General features: G+C 60.9%; 18 protein-coding genes. 7 read left to right on the top strand and 11 right to left on the bottom strand.

Annotation, left to right across the window (positions count from 1 at the left end; translation table 11 throughout):
- Nucleotides 1-71: 71 nt before the first annotated feature.
- From JFU48_RS20585 to JFU48_RS20570, 4 genes are all read left to right on the top strand, one after another.
- On the top strand, nucleotides 72-1487 hold the full coding sequence (locus tag JFU48_RS20585) for a sigma-54 interaction domain-containing protein (protein ID WP_201137474.1): 1416 nt from the start codon (nucleotides 72-74) through the stop codon (nucleotides 1485-1487).
- 278 nt (nucleotides 1488-1765) lie between these two features.
- Nucleotides 1766-3121: a GntP family permease gene (locus JFU48_RS20580; protein ID WP_201137473.1), complete on the top strand. Its 1356-nt coding sequence runs from the start codon at nucleotides 1766-1768 to the stop codon at nucleotides 3119-3121.
- 7 nt (nucleotides 3122-3128) lie between these two features.
- The gene (hbdH, locus tag JFU48_RS20575) at nucleotides 3129-3902 is read left to right on the top strand and encodes a 3-hydroxybutyrate dehydrogenase (RefSeq protein ID WP_201137472.1); all 774 of its coding nucleotides are present in this window, start codon (nucleotides 3129-3131) and stop codon (nucleotides 3900-3902) included.
- Nucleotides 3903-4069: 167 nt separating this feature from the next.
- Nucleotides 4070-6025: an acetoacetate--CoA ligase gene (locus JFU48_RS20570; RefSeq protein WP_201137471.1), complete on the top strand. Its 1956-nt coding sequence runs from the start codon at nucleotides 4070-4072 to the stop codon at nucleotides 6023-6025.
- Between the two features lie 495 nt (nucleotides 6026-6520).
- On the opposite strand, the gene JFU48_RS20565 is transcribed toward JFU48_RS20570, so the two are convergent.
- Nucleotides 6521-7633 carry a PilT/PilU family type 4a pilus ATPase gene (locus JFU48_RS20565; protein ID WP_201137470.1) on the bottom strand — a complete coding sequence of 371 codons (1113 nt, stop codon included), beginning with the start codon at nucleotides 7631-7633 and terminating at the stop codon, nucleotides 6521-6523.
- 133 nt (nucleotides 7634-7766) lie between these two features.
- Here JFU48_RS20565 and JFU48_RS20560 point away from each other — a divergent pair, with 133 nt between their 5' ends.
- Together JFU48_RS20560 and JFU48_RS20555 are read left to right on the top strand one after the other, a co-directional pair.
- Nucleotides 7767-10316 carry a PAS domain-containing hybrid sensor histidine kinase/response regulator gene (locus JFU48_RS20560; RefSeq protein ID WP_201137469.1) on the top strand — a complete coding sequence of 850 codons (2550 nt, stop codon included), beginning with the start codon at nucleotides 7767-7769 and terminating at the stop codon, nucleotides 10314-10316.
- Nucleotides 10317-10355: 39 nt separating this feature from the next.
- Nucleotides 10356-10631, top strand: coding sequence for a peptidylprolyl isomerase (locus tag JFU48_RS20555; protein WP_003225447.1), 276 nt, complete (start codon nucleotides 10356-10358; stop codon nucleotides 10629-10631).
- Nucleotides 10632-10747: 116 nt separating this feature from the next.
- On the opposite strand, the gene JFU48_RS20550 is transcribed toward JFU48_RS20555, so the two are convergent.
- The 10 genes from JFU48_RS20550 to JFU48_RS20505 all read right to left on the bottom strand — a co-directional run bounded on the left by JFU48_RS20550 (nucleotide 10748) and on the right by JFU48_RS20505 (nucleotide 18231).
- A complete protein-coding gene (locus JFU48_RS20550) occupies nucleotides 10748-11680 on the bottom strand; it encodes a sugar kinase (protein ID WP_201137468.1) in 933 nt (310 codons plus the stop codon).
- A 128-nt stretch (nucleotides 11681-11808) separates the two neighbouring features.
- On the bottom strand, nucleotides 11809-13023 hold the full coding sequence (locus JFU48_RS20545) for an amino acid deaminase (RefSeq protein ID WP_201137467.1): 1215 nt from the start codon (nucleotides 13021-13023) through the stop codon (nucleotides 11809-11811).
- 43 nt (nucleotides 13024-13066) lie between these two features.
- Nucleotides 13067-13831 carry an IclR family transcriptional regulator gene (locus JFU48_RS20540; protein WP_027612656.1) on the bottom strand — a complete coding sequence of 255 codons (765 nt, stop codon included), beginning with the start codon at nucleotides 13829-13831 and terminating at the stop codon, nucleotides 13067-13069.
- Between the two features lie 144 nt (nucleotides 13832-13975).
- Nucleotides 13976-14365 (bottom strand): RidA family protein, encoded by a 390-nt coding sequence (locus JFU48_RS20535; protein ID WP_007912330.1) that lies wholly within the window; start codon nucleotides 14363-14365, stop codon nucleotides 13976-13978.
- A 30-nt stretch (nucleotides 14366-14395) separates the two neighbouring features.
- Complete coding sequence (locus tag JFU48_RS20530) at nucleotides 14396-15193, bottom strand: amino acid ABC transporter ATP-binding protein (protein ID WP_103485146.1); 798 nt, start codon at nucleotides 15191-15193, stop codon at nucleotides 14396-14398.
- A complete protein-coding gene (locus JFU48_RS20525; RefSeq protein ID WP_007965124.1) occupies nucleotides 15190-15852 on the bottom strand; it encodes an amino acid ABC transporter permease in 663 nt (220 codons plus the stop codon). Before JFU48_RS20525 ends, JFU48_RS20530 begins: the two co-directional genes overlap by 4 nt.
- Before the next feature lie 9 nt (nucleotides 15853-15861).
- Nucleotides 15862-16524 carry an amino acid ABC transporter permease gene (locus JFU48_RS20520; RefSeq protein ID WP_201137466.1) on the bottom strand — a complete coding sequence of 221 codons (663 nt, stop codon included), beginning with the start codon at nucleotides 16522-16524 and terminating at the stop codon, nucleotides 15862-15864.
- A gap of 50 nt (nucleotides 16525-16574) precedes the next feature.
- Nucleotides 16575-17423 carry a transporter substrate-binding domain-containing protein gene (locus JFU48_RS20515; RefSeq protein ID WP_003225457.1) on the bottom strand — a complete coding sequence of 283 codons (849 nt, stop codon included), beginning with the start codon at nucleotides 17421-17423 and terminating at the stop codon, nucleotides 16575-16577.
- Between the two features lie 288 nt (nucleotides 17424-17711).
- Nucleotides 17712-17993 carry a type II toxin-antitoxin system RelE family toxin gene (locus JFU48_RS20510; RefSeq protein ID WP_103519729.1) on the bottom strand — a complete coding sequence of 94 codons (282 nt, stop codon included), beginning with the start codon at nucleotides 17991-17993 and terminating at the stop codon, nucleotides 17712-17714.
- Entirely contained in the window at nucleotides 17983-18231 is a 249-nt protein-coding gene (locus JFU48_RS20505) for a type II toxin-antitoxin system Phd/YefM family antitoxin (RefSeq protein WP_003225462.1), read from the bottom strand. The genes JFU48_RS20510 and JFU48_RS20505 overlap by 11 nt, the downstream gene beginning before the upstream one ends.
- A 275-nt stretch (nucleotides 18232-18506) precedes the next feature.
- Between JFU48_RS20505 and JFU48_RS20500 the strand changes: the two genes are divergently transcribed.
- The gene (locus tag JFU48_RS20500) at nucleotides 18507-18938 is read left to right on the top strand and encodes a thioredoxin family protein (protein WP_003225464.1); all 432 of its coding nucleotides are present in this window, start codon (nucleotides 18507-18509) and stop codon (nucleotides 18936-18938) included.
- Nucleotides 18939-19076 lie beyond the last annotated feature (138 nt).

Raw genomic sequence — 19076 nt, 5'->3', positions numbered from 1 at the left:
AATCCCTGTGGGAGCGGGCTTGCTCGCGAAGAGGGCCTTACAGACAACCCAAACTCCGGATCAACCCACGCATGAACACCACCGAAAGCCTCAAGGACTACCAACGCGTTCGCACGCTGGCGATCCGCTCGCTGTTCGAGATCATTGAGCAGTCCAGCGAAGGCACGGTGATTGTCGATCGTGACGCGAACATCGTCTGGATGAACGAGCGCTATGCGCGGCGTTTTGGTCTTGAATCGGCGAAAAAAGCCATCGGCAAACCCTGCGAAAGCGTGATCCCCGGCAGCCTGCTGCGTGAAGTGGTGCGCACCGGCCGCCCCATTCTGCTGGACATGCAGGACACGCCGAAAGAGCCGCTGGTGGTGATGCGTCTGCCGATCCACGACGATGCCGGCGCAGTGATCGGCGCCATCGGGTTTGCCCTGTTCGACGAATTGCGCAGCCTGTCACCGATGCTCAAGCGCTACCTGAGCATGCAGGAAGAACTGGCCTCGACCCGCTCGCTGCTGCGGGCGCGGCAGACCAAATACAACTTTGCCCACTTCATCGGCACCAGCAGCGCCAGCCTCGAAGTCAAACGCCGCGCCCGTCGCAGTGCGAGCACCGATTCACCCGTGTTGCTGCTCGGCGAAACCGGCACCGGCAAGGAATTGCTGGCCCAGGCGATTCACAGCGCTTCGCCCCGGGCGCACAAAGCCTTCGTCAGCATCAACAGTGCGGCGATTCCCGAAGCGCTGCTGGAAGCCGAGTTTTTCGGCACCGCGCCCGGTGCGTTTACCGGCGCTGACCGCAAGGGTCGGACCGGCAAGTTGCAGATCGCGCAGGGCGGCACGCTGTTTCTCGATGAGATCGGCGACATGCCGTTGCCGCTGCAGAGCAAACTGCTGCGGGTGCTGCAGGAAAAGGAGTTCGAACCGGTTGGCTCCAACGAGGTGATTCAGAGCGATGTGCGAGTGATCGCGGCGACTTCGACCGATCTTCAAGCCGCGATCAAGCGCGGTGAGTTCCGCGCCGACCTGTATTACCGCCTCAACGTGCTGCCGATCCAGGTTCCGCCGCTGCGCGAGCGTCTCGACGATTTGCCGGCGCTCAGCGAAGCGATCCTTGAAGAGTTGCGTAGCCAGCATGAACTCAGCCGCGCGGCGTTGGAACTGCTCGGACAACATGCTTGGCCGGGGAACATTCGTGAATTGCGCAACGTGCTGGAGCGCGCGGCGCTGCTCAGCGATGACCTGATCCTCACCGAAGAGGATATTCGTGCAGCCATCGGCACGTTTACCCCGGTTGAGCGTCCGTCGGGTTCGACGCTGGAACCGTTGACCGAGGAGACATTCGCCGAGGCACGGCAGCGGTTTGACCGGCAGTTGATCCAGTCTGCCCTCGCGCAATGTGCGGGCAAAGTGCCGGAGGCGGCGGCTCGACTGGGGCTGGGGCGCTCGACGCTGTACAAGAAGATGCTGGCTTTGGGCATCGCCGAGTCTCAATAAAGAGACTTAAGTCTCCAAAAAAAGACAACAGCCAGAGCTTCGCGAGCAAGCCCGCTCCCACAGGGGGGTACGCATTCCAAATGTGGGAGCGGGCTTGCTCGCGAAGGCGTCAGCCCTCTCAGCAAAAATCTCCAGAAAGAGACAACCCTTCAACTCTCAACACGCTGAAACCTATAAAACCCTTACATTTCAATGATTTGAATATCTGGCACAGATCTCGCTAAAGCCCTCCCCACACCCGCTTCACCCACAAAAATAACAATCCCTGGAGACACACCATGAGTGTGATCATTGCCTTGGCAGCCCTCGCGCTGCTGATGCTCGCCGCCTACCGTGGCTACAGCGTCATCCTCTTCGCCCCGTCCGCCGTCGCCCCTGCCTTCACCGGAGTGTTCATGGAGAAAATGGTCGGCTTCATCAAACTGTATTTTCCGGTATTCCTGCTCGGCGCCGTGTTCGGCAAGTTGATCGAATTGTCGGGGTTCTCCCGTTCGATCGTGGCTGCGGCGATTGGCTTGCTCGGCACCCGACAGGCGATGCTGGTGATCGTGCTGGTTTGCGCCCTGCTCACCTACGGCGGCGTATCGCTGTTCGTAGTGGTATTTGCGGTGTATCCGTTTGCCGCGGAGATGTTCCGCCAGAGCAACATTCCCAAGCGCCTGATTCCGGCGACCATCGCTCTCGGCGCGTTCTCCTTCACCATGGACGCCCTGCCCGGCACTCCGCAGATCCAGAACATCATACCCAGCACCTTCTTCAACACCACCGCGTGGGCCGCGCCGTGGCTGGGGGTGATCGGCACGATCTTCGTGTTCTGCGCCGGCATGCTGTTCCTGCAGCGCCAGCGCAACAAGGCGCAGCGCGCGGGTGAAGGCTACGGCACCGAACTGCGTAACGAGCCGGAAACCGCCGAAGATCTGCAGCTGCCGAACCCATGGATCGCCCTGTCGCCCCTGCTGGCGGTGGGCATCATGAACCTGTTGTTCACCCAGTGGATTCCGCAGTGGTACGGCAAGACCCACAGCCTGGCGCTGCCGGGGATGGCCACGCCGGTGACCACGGAAATCGCCAAGCTCACGGCGATCTGGGCGGTACAGGCGGCATTGCTGATCGGCATCCTGATGGTGCTGGTGTTCGGCTTCAAGGCGATCCGCAGCAAACTCGCCGAAGGCAGCAAAAGCGCGGTCAGCGGTGCATTGCTGGCGGCGATGAACACCGCCTCGGAATACGGCTTCGGTGCGGTAATCGCTTCGTTGCCAGGCTTTCTGGTGCTGGCCGACTGGCTCAAGCAAATCCCCAATCCATTGGTCAACGAAGCGATTACCGTCACCCTGCTGGCGGGTATCACCGGTTCAGCATCGGGCGGCATGAGCATCGCGCTGGCGGCGATGTCCGAGCAGTTCATCGCAGCGGCGCACGCGGCGAACATTCCGCTGGAAGTGCTGCACCGCGTGGCCGCGATGGCCAGCGGCGGCATGGACACTCTGCCGCACAACGGCGCGGTGATCACCCTGCTGGCGGTTACCGGCCTGACCCACCGCGAAGCCTATAAAGACATTTTCTGTATTACGCTGATCAAGACCCTGGCGGTCTTCGTAGTGATCGGCACTTTCTACGCCACTGGCATTGTGTGAGGTATTCATGACGACTCTTTCGGGCAAGACCGCACTGGTCACCGGCTCCACCAGCGGCATCGGTTTGGGCATCGCCCTGAGCCTGGCCAAGGCCGGCGCCAATCTGATTCTCAACGGTTTTGGCGATGCGTCGAGCGTGATCGCCGAAGTCGGCCAGTTCGGCGGCAAGGTCGGTCACCACCCAGCCGATGTCAGCGATCCGGCGCAGATCGCCGAGATGATCGCTTACGCCGAGCGCGAATTCGGTGGCGTCGACATTCTGGTCAACAACGCCGGGATCCAGCATGTCGCCGCCTTTGAGGAGTTCCCGGTAGAGCGCTGGGACTCGATCATCGCGATCAACCTGTCATCGGTGTTCCACAGCACCCGCCTGAGCCTGCCGGGGATGCGCGCCAAGGGCTGGGGACGAATCGTCAATATCGCTTCGGTGCATGGTCAGGTGGGTTCGACTGGCAAGGCTGCGTATGTTGCGGCCAAGCACGGCGTGATTGGTTTGACCAAAGTGGTCGGCCTCGAGACAGCCACCAGCAATGTCACCTGCAATGCGATCTGCCCGGGCTGGGTGCTGACGCCGCTGGTGCAGAAGCAGATCGATGATCGTGCTGCCAAAGGGGTCGACCCGCAGCAGGCGCAGCATGATCTGCTGGCGGAGAAGCAGCCGTCGCTGGAGTTCGTCACGCCGCAGCATCTGGGGCAATTGGTGTTGTTTCTGTGCAGCGAGGCTGGAAGTCAGGTGCGGGGGGCGGCGTGGAATATTGATGGGGGGTGGTTGGCGCAATAAGCAGCGCTGGACCGCTGTGGCGAGGGAGCTTGCTCCCGCTGGGTGGCGAAGCCGCCCCCGGCAATTTACGACTGCTGCGCAGCCGATCGGGAGCAAGCTCCCTCGCCACATAAGTAAGTGCTGCACTCTGACCTGTGTGCTTGACCAACAAAACAAGAGGCAAACCAATGTCCGACATCCTCTGGCAACCCGATGCCGAGCGTATCGCCCAATCGCGCATGGACAATTTCCGCCGCGATATCAATCAGCGTCATGGCCTGACCCTGAGCAGCTACACCGACCTGCACCGCTGGAGCGTGGATCAGCGCGAGGCGTTCTGGCAGGCGATCGTCGACTTCTTCGACATCCGCTTTCACACCCAGCCCGACGCCGTCCTGCGTGAAGGCGCGCAAATGCCCAGTGCCGAATGGTTTCCCGGTGCGACCCTGAATTTTGCCGAGCACCTGCTGCGCCGTCGTGACGATGCAGTCGCGGTGATTGCCGTGGCGGAAAACGGCCAGCGCGAACAACTGACCTGGGCCGAACTGGCCGAGCAAGTCGCCGGTTTTCAGGCCAGCCTGATGGCCTGCGGAATCGGCCTCGGTGATCGGGTGGCCGCGTGCATGCCCAACACCTGGCAAACCCTGGTGGCGATGCTCGCGACCACCAGCCTCGGCGCGATCTGGTCGTGCTCGTCGCCGGACTTCGGCACCCACGGCGTGATCGACCGTTTCGGCCAGATCGAACCCAAGGTGTTGATCACCTGCGCCGGCTACCGTTACGCCGGCAAAGACATCGACCAGACCACCAAGGTCAACGAAATCCTCGCGCAACTGCCGTCGCTGCGGCAGTTGATCATCGTACCCTATGCCCGCGAACAGGCCTGTGCCGAGGAATACCACAGCCACGCCAACGTGACGTTGTGGGACGATTTTTACCAACCCGGCGGCGAACCGCGTTTTGTCCCGGTACCGTTCAATCATCCGTTGTACGTGCTGTATTCCAGTGGCACCACCGGCGTACCGAAATGCATCGTGCACAGCACCGGCGGCGTGCTGCTGCAGCATGCCAAGGAACACGGACTGCACGTTGATCTCGGCCCCGGTGATCGGTTGTTCTACTACACCACTTGCGGCTGGATGATGTGGAACTGGCTGGTCTCGGCGCTCGCGGTCGGTAGCGCGGTGGTGCTGTATGACGGCTCGCCGTTTCACCCGGGCCATGAGCGACTGCTGGATCTGATCGACGACGAGCGCATCAGCGTGTTCGGCACCAGCCCGAAATTTCTCGCAACACTGGAAAGCAGCGGCTTGAAGCCTGCGTACAGCCATGATCTGAGTAGCCTGAAGACCGTGCTCTGTACCGGTTCCGCGCTGTCGCCGCAGAGCTATGACTTCGTCTACCGCGACGTCAAGCGCGATGTGTGCCTGGCGTCGATGTCGGGCGGCACCGATGTGGTGTCGTGCTTCGTCAACGGCAACCCGCTGTCGGCGGTGCGCCGGGGCGAAATCATGGGCAAGAGCCTGGGCATGGCGGTTGAGGTGTGGAACGACGCCGGCGTTGCCGTGATCGGCGAAAAAGGCGAGCTGGTCTGCACCCGGCACTTCCCGGCCATGCCCATCGGCCTGTGGCACGACCCTGACGGCGAAAAACTGCGCAAATCCTATTTCAGCTTGTTCCCCGGCGTCTGGGCCCAAGGCGATTACGCTGAGCAACTGCCGCACGGCGGGATGCTGATCCACGGTCGCTCCGACGCCGTGCTCAACCCCGGCGGCGTGCGCATCGGCACGGCGGAAATCTATCGTCAGGTCGAGAAAGTCCCGCAGGTGCTGGACAGCGTGGCGATCGGGCAGCAATGGCAGGACGATGTGCGGGTGGTGCTGTTTGTGCGCCTGCAGGACGGTGTTGCGCTGGATGACGAACTGCAACAGCAGATCCGCCAGGTGATCCGCGCCAACACCACACCGCGCCATGTGCCGGCGAAGATCGTCGCGGTGACCGATATTCCACGCACCATCAGCGGCAAAGTGGTGGAACTCGCGGTGCGCAATGTGGTGCACGGTGAGCCGGTGAAAAATACCGATGCGCTGGCCAATCCCGAGGCCTTGGAGCAGTTCCGCAATCGCCCGGAGCTGTCGGATTAGCACGCCATCCCCTTGTGGGAACGGGCTTGCTCGCGAAAGCAATCTGTCAGTCGATAACAATGTGACTGACCCACCGCTTTCGCGAGCAAGCCCGCTCCCACAGGGGTGGGGTGTCAATCCATCAGGCCCCAATCGCCTGACGTAATGGGCGCCGGCAGCGGCCGCGCAATCGCCTGGAGCTGTCGGACTGATCCCTCATCCCCTTGTGGGAGCGGGCTTGCTCGCGAAGGCAATCTGTCAGTCGATAACAATGTGACTGACCCACCGCTTTCGCGAGCAAGCCCGCTCCCACAGGGGTGGGGTGTCAATCCATCAGGCCCCAATCGCCTGACGTAATGGGCGCCGGCAGCGGCCGCGCAATCGCCCGGAGCTGTCGGACTGATCCCTCATCCCCTTGTGGGAGCGGGCTTGCTCGCGAAGGCAATCTGTCAGTCGATAACAATGTGACTGACCCACCGCTTTCGCGAGCAAGCCCGCTCCCACAGGGGTGGGGTGTTAATCCATCAGGCCCCAATCGCCTGATGTAGTGGGCGCGGGTGCCGGCCCCGCCTCGGCATGCAGTTTCAGGCGCAGGCGCAGGTTGTTCTGCGAATCCGCATGCTTGAGCGCTTCGTCTTCGCTGATCACGCCCTCCACCACCAGCCCGTACAGCGCCGCGTCGAAGGTCTGCATGCCAACCTCGCCAGACTTTTCCATGATGCCCTTGAGTTCGCCCAATTCGTTGCGGCGGATCAGGTCGGCGATGGTGGGCGTGCCGAGCATCACTTCGACCGCCGCCCGGCGCTGGCCGTCCACAGTGCGCACCAGCCGTTGCGAGACAAACGCTTTGAGATTGTTGCCCAGCGCGTGCAGCAACTGCGGGCGGCGCTCTTCGGGGAACAGATTGACGATACGGTCCAGCGCCTGATTGGCGTTGTGCGCATGCAACGTCGACAGCACCAGGTGCCCGGTGTCGGCGAATGTCAGCGCATGTTCCATGGTCTCGCGGTCGCGGATTTCGCCGATCAGCACCACGTCCGGGGCCTGACGCAGGGTGTTTTTCAGCGCCGCATGGAAACTGCGGGTATCGACGCCGACTTCGCGTTGATTGATGATCGAGCGCTGGTGTCGATGGATATACTCCACCGGGTCTTCGATGGTGATGATGTGCCCGCTGCTGTGGCGGTTGCGGTGATCGATCAGCGCGGCCAGCGAAGTGGATTTGCCGGAGTCGGTGGCACCGACGAACAGGATCAGCCCTTGTTTGAGCATCACCGTTTCCAGCAGCACTGGCGGCAGTTTGAGGTCTTCGAAACGCGGGATATCGAGTTTGACGTTGCGGATCACGATCGACACGTCATTGCGTTGCTTGAAGATGTTCACCCGAAAACGCCCGATACCGGTGCGGGAAATCGCCAGGTTCATTTCCAGATCCCGATCGAACTCGCGACGCTGCTCGGCGTCCATCAAGGAGTTGGCGATGGCCTCGACCTCACCGGGCTTGAACGGCCGCTCGCTGAACGGCGTCAGCACGCCATCGATGCGCGCACTGGGTGGCGCTCCCGTGGACAGGAACAGGTCAGAGCCGTGCTGGCTCGACAGACGGAGCAAAAGTGCATCGATTTCCATGGCAAAAAGCACCCGCGAAGCTTTCAATGAACAGAAATGACCCGCTGTCGTGACGTGACGGGTCATACAGCGTCTACCGCAAGTGCAAGAATAGTAGATGCCAACGCACTGACCGACGCTCAGGATAGATGTGATGAACGCAGCACCCTCCCCCGATGACGCCCAAGCCCTGATCGCCCGTACCGACTGGAGCCGCACTCCGTTGGGCGCTTCTGGCACCTGGCCGCAAAGCCTGCGCACCGCGGTGGACATCGTGATTCACTCGCCGATGCCAATGCTGTTGTTGTGGGGGCCGCAGCTCACGCAGATCTACAACAATGGCTTTGCGATGCTCGCCGGCAGCAAGCATCCGCACGCTTTCGGACAGCCGGCGCACCTTATATGGCCAGAACTTCAGGACTTTACCGACCCGATTTATCGAGCCGTCCTACAAGGCCAAGTGCGCACCTACACCGAACGGCGATTCACCCTGCAACGCGAAGGCATAGAGTCTGACTTCTGGCTGGACCTGACCTACAGTCCGATCCGCGATGAAAATGCGCAAGTGGCGGGGATTCTGGTGACCGCCATCGAAACCAACGAACGCCGGCGCATCGCCCTCGAACTGCAACGCCGCTCCGAAGAAAGCCTCAAGGCCCAGCGCGACACTGAAGAGCGCCTGCAACTGGCCTTGGCGGCCACCGATGCGGTCGGCACCTGGGACTGGGACATCGGCGAAGACCGCTTCATCGCCGACGCGCATTTCGCCCAGTTGCACGGCATCGATCCGGCGCAGGCCAGCCAGCTACCGATCAGCGATTACCTGCAAGGCGTGCACCCCGAAGACCGCGCCCTGATCGCCCGCAGCATCAAGCATTGCATCACCCACGGCACCGAGTACGCCGAGGAATATCGCCTGCTGAAAGCCGACGGCGAACTGCGCTGGGTGTTTGCCCGCGGCCGCTGTTACAAGGATCACCACGGGCGACCGGTGCGCTTTCTCGGCGCTGCGCTGGACCTGACCGAGCGCAAGCACACCGAACAGGCGCTGCGTCAGAGCCAGACGGAATTGCAGCTGATCATCAACGCGATGCCGATCCTCATCAGTTATGTCGACCACGAAGAACGCGTCCGTCTGAACAACGCCGCCTATCTGGACTGGTACGGCCTCACGCCGCAGGAACTGTATGGGCGCACCATTCGCGAGGTGATCGGCGAAGAGGCCTACTTTCTGCGCGCGCCATACATTGCCGAGGCACTGGCCGGGCGGCCCTGCTCGTTCAGCCTGTACACCCCGCACCGTGACGGCAGCAGCCGTCACGCGCTGATGAACTACCTGCCGCGCCACGGTGCCGATGGCGCGGTCAACGGTTTCTACATTTTTGTGATCGACGAAAGCGAACGGAAGAAGACCGAAGAAGCGCTGCGCAATCTCAATGAAACCCTCGAAGAACGGGTCAGCGCCCGTACCGAACAACTGGCCCAGGCCAATCAGCGCCTGCAAAACGAGATGTTCGAACGCGAGCGCGCCGAAGATGCATTGCGCCATGCGCAGAAAATGGAAGCGGTCGGTCAGCTCACCGGCGGTATCGCCCACGACTTCAACAACATGCTCACCGGAATCATCGGCAGCCTCGATCTGATGCAACGCTACATCGCCGACGGCCGCGCCCATGAAATCGGGCGTTTCACTGAAGCGGCGGTTTCGTCGGCCAACCGTGCAGCGGCGCTGACCCATCGCCTGTTGGCGTTCTCGCGCCGGCAGTCGCTGGACCGCAAAACCCTCAACGTCAATGAACTGATTCATTCGCTGGAAGATTTGATCCGCCGCACCAAGGGCGACCCGATCGAACTCACGCTGCGGCTGGCCGACGATGTGTGGCCGATCAGTACCGACGTCAGTCAACTGGAAAACGCCCTGCTCAATCTGGTGATCAACGCCCGCGATGCGATGCCCGATGGCGGCGAGCTGCTGATCGAAACCGCCAACGTCTACCTCGACGGCAACGACATCACCACCCTCGAACCGGTCAAGGCCGGCGACTACCTGATGCTGGCGGTCAGCGACAACGGCACCGGCATGACCCCGTCGGTACGGGCCAAGGCGTTCGATCCGTTCTTCACCACCAAACCGATCGGCCAGGGTACCGGGCTGGGACTGTCGATGATTTATGGTTTCGCTCAGCAATCGGGCGGCCATGTCAGCCTCGACAGCCTGCCGGATCACGGCACCTGCGTGCGCTTGTACCTGCCGCGCCTGAACCTGCTGGAGCCCGAACATCCGCTGGTGGAGCCAACCAGCGCTGCGCCAACCGCCACCTGTGGCGAAACCGTGGTGGTGGTTGAAGATGACCCGGCGGTGCGCATGCTGGTGCTCGATCTGCTCAAGGAGCTGGGCTACCTCGCCCACGAAGCCGCTGACGCCAGCGCCGCCCTGCCGCTGCTGGAATCGGAGCTGCGGGTCGATCTGCTGGTGACCGACGTCGGCCTGCCGGGAATGAACGGCCGGCAACTGGCGGAAATCGCCCGTCAGCATCGCCCGGGCCTGAAAGTGCTGTTCATGACCGGTTACGCGCAGAAAGCCGCCGAGCGTCAGGGCTTTCTCGAGGATGGCATGGACATGGTGGCCAAGCCGTTTTCGATTGAAGTGCTGGCCAACAAGATCCGCGAGATGATCAACCAAACGCCGTCACTTGAGGCATAATCCCGCGCCCCGCCGTCACCCCGTTACAGGTATCGCACGATGAAAGCCCAAGCCCGCCACATTCTGGTGAAAACCGCCGAAGAGGCCGAACAGCTCAAACAACGCATTGCCAAGGGCGAAGCGTTTGATGTGCTGGCGAAGAAATATTCGACCTGCCCGTCCGGCAAACGCGGCGGTGATCTGGGTGAAGTGCGGCCGGGGCAGATGGTTGGCGCGATTGATGCGGTGATCTTCAAAAAGCCGCTGCGTACGGTGCATGGGCCGATCAAGAGCAAGTTCGGCTATCACCTGGTGCAGGTGTTTTTCCGCGACTGAATGGTTGGCTTCAGGTCCTCTTCGCGAGCAAGCCCGCTCCCACAGTCTGGAATGCGGTCCCCTGTGGGAGCGGGCTTGCTCGCGAACCGATTGCGCAGCAAGCGGCCATCCACCGCTTACCTGGGAATCAACGCCCCCGGCACCTGAATCACCCGACTCGCCAGCCAATGCCCCGCCTCCGCCGCCTCGACCGGACTGCCTCCCAGCAAGCGCCTCGCCAGATACGCCGCACTGAACGAATCCCCTGCCGCCGTGGTATCCACAACTTTGGCGACCTTCTGCGCCGGCACTTCGAACGCCTCGCCATCACAACGAATCAGACACGCCTCGGCACCACGCTTGAGCACCACTTCCGGCGTGCCGATCTGCGCGTACGCCTCCAACACCGCGTCGCAATCGGCAAAATGAAACAGCGCCTGTTCGTCATCGACGGTCAGCAACGCCAGATCGACATGCGGCAACACGCTGCGATAGGCCGCCCGCGCCTCTTCCTGTGAGGCCCACAAACGCGGTCGATAGTTGTTGTCGAAAACGATCCGCGCATCGCGTTGGCGCGCTTCGATCAGGGTCTGGATCAAGCGTTCGCGGCCCTTCGCGCCTAACACCGCGAGGGTGATGCCGCTGAAATACAGCACGTCGTAGTCCGCCAGCGCCGCCAGAATCGGCTCGGCGGCCGGCGTGGTGAAGCAATCGCGCACCGCCGCTTCATTGCGCCAGTAGAGGAAACGCCGCTCCCCGTTGGCGTCGGTCTGGATGCAGTACAGGCCCGGCAAGCGACCGGGCAGACGCTGCACGAGATCCAGACCAATGCCTTCATCGGTCCAGCTCTGGCACATGGCATCGCTGAAGCTGTCGTCGCCGAGCGCGGTGACGTAGTCGACCTGGGCTTTATCGCCGAGCGCGCGGGACAGGTACACCGCCGCGTTCAAGGTATCGCCGCCGAAGCTTTGCTGCAGGCTGCCGTCGGCACGGTGCTGGAGTTCGATCATGCACTCGCCGATCAGGGCGATGCGCGGGGTATTCGGGCCCAGGGGGCTGAGGGTGCTCATCTTGTGCTGTCTCTGGATTCGCGGATGTCTGGACTGGCGCCTTCGCGAGCAGGCTCACTCCTACAATTGGAATGCGTTCCCCTGTGGGAGCGAGCCTGCTCGCGAATGGCGCGACTCGGTCTCAAGCCTTAGAAACAAGTCTCCATGCTTTCGACCACCGCCAACCGCTCATCCACCAGCAACCCCACCCGCCACTTGTCGAACGTCAGACACGGGTGCGAGGTGCCGAAGGAAATGATGTCGCCCACCCGCAACTCAACCCCCGGCGCCACGCTCATGAACGCATGCTGGTCCATCACCGCCGTCACCTTGCACGCGCCGACATCGTCGCCCACCGCTGGCAACACACCGGCCTTGTAACGCAGCAACGGCACCGGCAGCCCGGCATCGAACGCCACGTCACGTTTGCCGAGGGCGATCACCGCAAAACCCGGCTCCGGCATCGATTGCACATGCGCCCAGACTTCCAGCGCCGGACGCAGGCCTTCGTGCAGGTCGCTGCGACGATCCAGCACGCAGCATTGCGCTTCCTTGTAGATGCCATGGTCATGCGCGACATAACTGCCCGGACGCAACACACTCAGGAAGCGCCCCCCGGCGTTCTGCGTTTCGAACGACTCGGCGATCAGGTCGTACCACGCCGAACCCGAGGCGGTGATGATCGGCTTGGCGATGGCAAACGCGCCGCTGTCCTGCAACTGCACCGCCAGACGCACCAGCGAGGCGGCGAATCCGCGAATGCCGCTGACCGCGTGATCGCCGTGGATCACCCCTTCGTAACCTTCGATACCGGTCAGGGCCAGCGCCGGTTGCGCGTTGATCGCCTGAGCCAGCGCGATGACTTCCTGCTCGCTGCGGCAACCGCAACGGCCACCGACCACGCCGTATTCGATCATCACGTTCAACTTCACTCCACGCGAGGCGAAGTAGGCGCCGAGATCGGCGACGTTGTCCGGGTGATCGACCATGCAGTAGAAATCGAAATCGGCATCGGCCAGCAGATCGGCAATCAATGCCATGTTCGGCGTGCCGACCAGTTGGTTGGCCATCAGCACCCGGCGTACACCGTGGGCGTAAGCGGCGCGGGTCTGGGTGGCGCTGGCGAGGGTAATGCCCCACGCGCCAGCGTCGAGCTGACGCTGGAACAGCGCCGGGGTCATGCTGGTCTTGCCGTGGGGCGCGAGTTCGGCGCCACTGTCGCTGACGAACTTCTGCATCCAGCGAATGTTGTGCTCCAGCGCCTCGCGGTGCAGCACCAGCGCCGGCAGGCTGACGTCACGCACAAGGTGCGCGCCAATTGTAGCGTCGCCCTTTTCCACAGCGGTATTGATGGCAGTCGTCATGGTCAAACTCCTCGCATTCAGTCGCGGCCGCAGGCAGCCGCGGTTATTCGTTGATGCGCCGGGCGAGGCTGTTCGCGCTCTCGATCAGCACCCGGCGATAGTCGTCGTAATTGTTCTTCGCATCGGCCCGTGGGGCGACGATGCACAGGGTGCAGATGGCCACGCCACTGGGGTCTTTGACCGGCGCGGCGAAGCAATGGGTAAAGGTGTCGGCAACGCTGTCGAAGGAGAAGAAGCCGTCGATGCCGGCCTGGCGGATCTCCGCCAGAAAGCGCTCCAGCGGCAGACGTTCGCCGTCGGGCAGGATGTAATCGTCTTCGTCGATCAGGTCGATGATCTGCTGGTCGCTCAGATGCGCCAGCAGCAGGCGTCCTGAAGCAGTCCACGGGATCGGCGCGTTTTCGCCGATGTCGGAAGAAATGCGGAAATGCCGCTCGCCTTCCTTCATCAGTGCCACGGTGTATTTGCGCCCGTTGAGCAGGCACATCTGCGCGGTTTCCCGGGTCTGGCTGACGATCTCCTGCAAGGCGTGATCGGCTTCGCGACTGAGGTCGAAATGGCGCAAATGCGCCTGCCCGAGGAAGTACAACTGGCGCCCCAGATAGACGTGACCGTCCTTGCCCACCGGCTCCAGAATCCGTCGCTCCAGCAGTGACGCCACCAGTTCGTAGACCGTGGATTTCGGGCTGCCGATACCGTTGGCGATGTCGTTCGGACGCAGCGGCTGGCCGATCTCCTTGAGGAAATCGAGGATATCGAACGCCCGGTCCAGACCACGGGCCCGGCGTTTGATGGTGTCTTCGGTCATGTCTTCAGTTCCCAATGAAAGTGCCGGGAGTGTACCGAGAGTGCAGCGTCGACGGTTAGATCGCCATCGCGAGCAGGCTCACTCCTACAGTTGAAGCGCGTCCTTCTGTAGGAGTGAGCCTGCTCGCGATAGGGGCACCTCGGTTCAGGCTTTTTTCTTGTAGGCGATGCAATCGATCTCGACCTTGCAATCCACCATCATGCTCGCCTGCACACAGGCCCGCGCCGGGGCGTGTTCAGGTTTGAAGTACTCGCCGAAGACCTTGTTGAAACTGCTGAAATCCCGCGGATCGTCCAGCCATACGCCGGCACGCACCACATCTTCCAGGCCATAACCGGCCTCTTCGAGAATCGCGATCAGGTTCTTCATGGTCTGGTGGGTCTGCTCGACGATGCCGCCAACGATGATCTCGCCATCCACCGCCGGCACCTGGCCGGATACGTGCAGCCAGCCATCCGCCTCAACGGCGCGCGCGAAGGGACGTGGCTGACCGCCAGCGGCGGTGCTGCCGGTGCCGTATCGAGTAATGCTCATGGGTACTTCTCCTGATGACAAAACAAAAAATTAGAACCGCGTGCTCTTGAGAAACTCGGCCAGACGCGGCGATTGCGGGCGTTCGAACAGTTCCTTGGGCGGCCCCTGCTCTTCGATCCGCCCCTGATTCATGAACACGATCTTGTCCGAGACCTCGAAGGCGAAACGCATTTCGTGGGTCACCAGCAACATGGTCATGCCGTCTTCGGCCAGGCCCTTGATCACGTTCAACACTTCACCGACCAGCTCCGGATCGAGGGCCGAGGTGACTTCGTCGAACAGCATCAGGCTGGGGTTCATCGCAATCGCCCGGGCAATCGCCACGCGCTGTTGCTGACCGCCGGACAACTGCCCGGGAAAGTGATTGCGCCGCTCCAGCAGACCGACCCGCTCCAGCCATTTTTCGGCCAGCACCACGGCTTCGTCCTTGTGCATTTTCTTAACCTTGAGCAGACCGAGGGTGACGTTCTGCAACGCGGTCAGGTGCGGGAACAGGTTGAATTGCTGGAAGGCCATGCCGGTCATCGCGCGATGGCGGGCGATGACTTTTTCCGCGTGACGCACGCGTTTGCCACCGACCTCGTCATAGCCGATGGACTCGCCGTCGAGCAGGATCTGCCCGCCCTGGAACTCTTCGAGCATGTTCACGCAGCGCAGCAACGTGGTCTTGCCCGAACCGCTGGAGCCGATCAGCGTTACGACGTTGCCGCGCTGCATGCTCAGGTCGACACCCTTGAGCACTTCGACCGCACCGTACTGCTTGTGCAGGCCACGGATGTCCAGCAGCGGCTGACCGTTCTGAACCTTGGAAACTTGAGCTTGAGTCATGGCAGGGCCACCCGCTTTTCAATGTGCCGGCCGAGTAATTCGATGCCGTAGTTGATGACGAAGAACAGAAAACCGGCGAACAGGTAGAACTCCAGAGTCATGAAGGTCCTGGCGATGATCTGTTGGGTGCTGAGCAACAATTCGGCGACGCCGATCACCGAGAGCAGGGTCGAGGCCTTGACGATTTCGGTGGACGAGTTGACCCAGGTCGGCAGGATCTGCCGCAACGCCTGGGGCAACAGCACGTAACCGAGGGATTGATAAAACGTCAGGCCGATCGCCTTGCTCGCTTCCATCTGCCCGCGTGGCAAGGCCTGCAAGGCGCCGCGCACAATCTCAGCAACGTGCGAACCGCAAAACAGCGTCAGGCCCAACGCACCCGCCTGAAACGCGCTGATCTGCCAGCCCAGCGCTGGCGCCATATAGAAGCAGGCCAGCACCAGCACAAACACCGGCGTGCCGCGAATAATGTCGACATAAAAGCGGAACGGCGCGCGCATCCAGAACTTGCCGTAGGTCAGCACCAGACCGGTGACAACCCCGAGTAGCGTGCCGAACAGAATCGCCAGCGCCGACACCTGCACACTGGTCAGGAAGCCTTGCAGCAACGTCTCGCGTGCCACCCATAATTCATGCAACCAACTGGGAGATTCGTACATCGCAGCCTCCTATCGGCGAATCGCCAGACGCTGCTCGAGGTAGCGCAGCAGCATGGCAATGAGGTAACAGGCCGCGACATACAACGCCGTGATCACCAGCCAGGTTTCGATCACCCGGTAGCTCTCGACGTTGATCTTGCGCGCGTAATAGGTCAGCTCCGGCACCGCAATCGCGGCGGCCAGCGAGGTGTCCTTGAACAGCGAGATAAAGTTGTTCGACAGCGCCGGCAACACGTTGCGCAGCATCACCGGCACCGTGACGTAGGCCTTGACCTGCCATTCACCGAGACCGATTGCCAGCCCCGCCTCACGCTGGCCTTTGGGGATGCTCAGCAAGCCGCCACGGAACACTTCGGTCAGATAGGCGCCCGCATACAGCGACAAGGTGATGATGAACGACGGGATCTTGTCCAGGCGGATCCCCAGGCTCGGCAAGGCAAAGTAGATCAACAGAATCAACACCAGAATCGGCGTGTTACGCACCACCGTGACGTACACCGAGGCCAGCACCCGCAAGGCGCGATGCTTCGACAGCAAGGCAAACGCCATCAGCAGGCCGATCACGCAGCCGATGGCGATCGACACCAGCGCCAGTTCAAGGCCCAGACCGAGCCCCGCCAGCAAGGTGTCGAAATCGCGCCACACGGCGGCAAAGTTCAACTGATAGTTCATGGTCAGCAGTACCTTGAGCGGGGCGATTGAGGCGCCCCGCTCTCACGGGGTCATTTGAATTCGACTGGGAAACCGATGGCCGGCGACGGCAGATCCACACCGAACCACTGCTTGAAGGATGCTGCGTAAGTCGGGAACTCGACGCCGGTCATGGCTTCATGCAGCACAGTGTTCACGAAATTCAGCCAGTCCTGATCGCCACGTTTGACGGCGCAAGCGTAGGTCTGCGGGCTCCACGCGTAGGTCGGGCTGCGGTAGCGGCCGGGGTTCTGCACCATCAGGTATTTGACCGAAGACTGGTCGGTGGCTGCCGCATCGGCACGGCCGGAGTTCACCGCCTGATACATCAGGTCGACGCTGTCGTACTGATCAACCTTGGCCTTGGGCAGTGCCTGATGCACCAGTTCTTCGGCATAGACGTTTTGCAGCACAGCCACGGTAACGCTATCACCGGCAGCCTGCAGGTCTTCGATTTCCTTGTATTTGCTGTTGGCCGGCAGCAGCAGACCGACACCTTCGCGGTAGTACGGCAGGGTGAATGCCACTTGCTGAGCGCGGCTGGCGGTAACGGTGATGAACTGGCAGCTCATGTCGACCTTGTCGGTCAGCAGATTGGGAATTCGCGCATCGGACGACTGCACCACAAACTCGACCTTGTTCGGATCATTGAACAAGCCCTTGGCCACCATCCTGGCAATGTCGATATCAAAGCCCTGCAACTTGCCGTCCGCACCTTGAAAGTGCCACGGCGCGTTGGTGCTGCCGGTGCCGACAATCAACTTGCCACGGGCCAGAACACTGTCGAGCTTGCTGTCGGCTGCCTGGGCCATGCCCATGACAGCGGACGAAGCCGCAAGAACAAAAACACACGCTTTGAACAACGAAGGACGGCGATGCATGGCAAGCACTCCAGGATGATGTTTATTCCGCTATACCGGAACACGGTTTGTTACTACGGAATAGACAGCAGAAAGTGTGCCACAGGAATTGCGGAGGATCTTGATAAGATTGAAATGTTTTTGGAATCAACAGGATGCGGAAAATGCGAGGAATGGTGTTACATGGAGGTACTGATGGGCTGCGCTACCTTAGGCTACAAATCGCGAGTAGCTGGTTCCCAGATGGGAGCATCGACGACTATTTCGGTGCAAATGTGTTTGGCGTTTGAACGTGCCCTCTCTCCATATCTATCGGCTAGCGGCTTTGTCGTAAACCTCTCCGCGCTCTCTTCTCCCTACCGCAATCACGGTAACAACCAAAACCTCGTTCTTTACGCGATAGACCAGCCTGTATCCAGCACTGCGAAGCTTGATTTTGTAAGCGTTTCCCAACCCTCGAAGTCGATCGGCAGGAACGTGAGGATTGACCAGACGTGTAGAGAGCTTTTTCTTGAACTGATCCTGAAGTGCTGAATCAAGCTTTTTCCATTCCCTCCAGGCTTTCTCGGAAAACTCCAACTCATAGGTCATCTATAGAGACCTTGATGGTGGGATCGTTTTCTCGCTCCTTGCATAGTGCGATCAGTTCCAGGTCCTCAAGGCGATTCATCATCGCCTCATACTCCTTTGCGGGAACACAATAAAACGCTGGCTCATTTCGATTGAGGATTGCAACAGATTGGCCGCCACCGGCGGCCACGGTACCCATGGGGTTTCTTTTCAATTCAGAAATACTCGCAACGATATTAGAAAGGACTACGTGAGTCATGATGGTGCTCCTTGGAGTGCTGTTAATGGTGCTTAAAATAGCACTCCAAGACTGCTTCGACGTCTATCGCTTATTCCACCTTCTCTTTTATTGAGTGAAAAAAGGTATCACGTCCCGACATTCCACATTTCCGGGTTTCGTGTCAGGACGATCCTCCATAAAAGTGGGAAAAATCTCGCGACTCCAAGGGTCACCTGTAATTTCTGACAGTAGACCTGGTCTTCACCCTCCTTTAACGTCATCGAACCTTCGAGGTCGTTGAAAAGGAGTTCTCAATGAGCGCTGCCAATACCATTTCCAATCTGGCCCCGGTTTACCGCAAAGCCCTGAAAACCTGGCGCCCGGTGATCCTGTACTTCGCCAACGAACACTGTCCTGCCTGCGAATGGGCCGGGCCGGTGTTTCGTGAGGTGGCCGAGCCGTATCGGCTCCGGGCGAACATTTACATGCTCAACACCACTGAGGCGCCGCGCCATCCACTGGTGACCGGCACCCCGACGGTGCTGTTCTACAAGAACGGCAAACTCATGAAGAAGCTCAAGGGCATCGGCACTGAAGAAACATTAAGTGAAGATTTCGCCCGGCACATCGGCAAAACCAAAGCGCCAGCAGTCATCCGCCCACCCCGGCATGATCTGGCCTGGCTGCGGCGCACCTTGCGCACACTCTGCACCGTCCCCCGCGCACATCGATGGAACTTTTCCTGAAAGTGCCACCTAAGAGCCATCAACCGATGGCACTTTCGTTCCAAATTATCGGTAACACACAAGCCTCGGGCCGGATTGGACAAGCTCCATTCCGGCTGCTTTTCTTTTATTTCTCGGCAAGCGAACACAGGCGTCAGG

Origin of the sequence: Pseudomonas sp. TH49 (genome assembly GCF_016650625.1) — a bacterium.
In the GTDB taxonomy this organism is placed as follows: domain Bacteria; phylum Pseudomonadota; class Gammaproteobacteria; order Pseudomonadales; family Pseudomonadaceae; genus Aquipseudomonas; species Aquipseudomonas fluorescens_H.
Note: the sequence above shows the minus strand (reverse complement) of the source record. Positions and strands in the feature narration are given on the sequence as shown.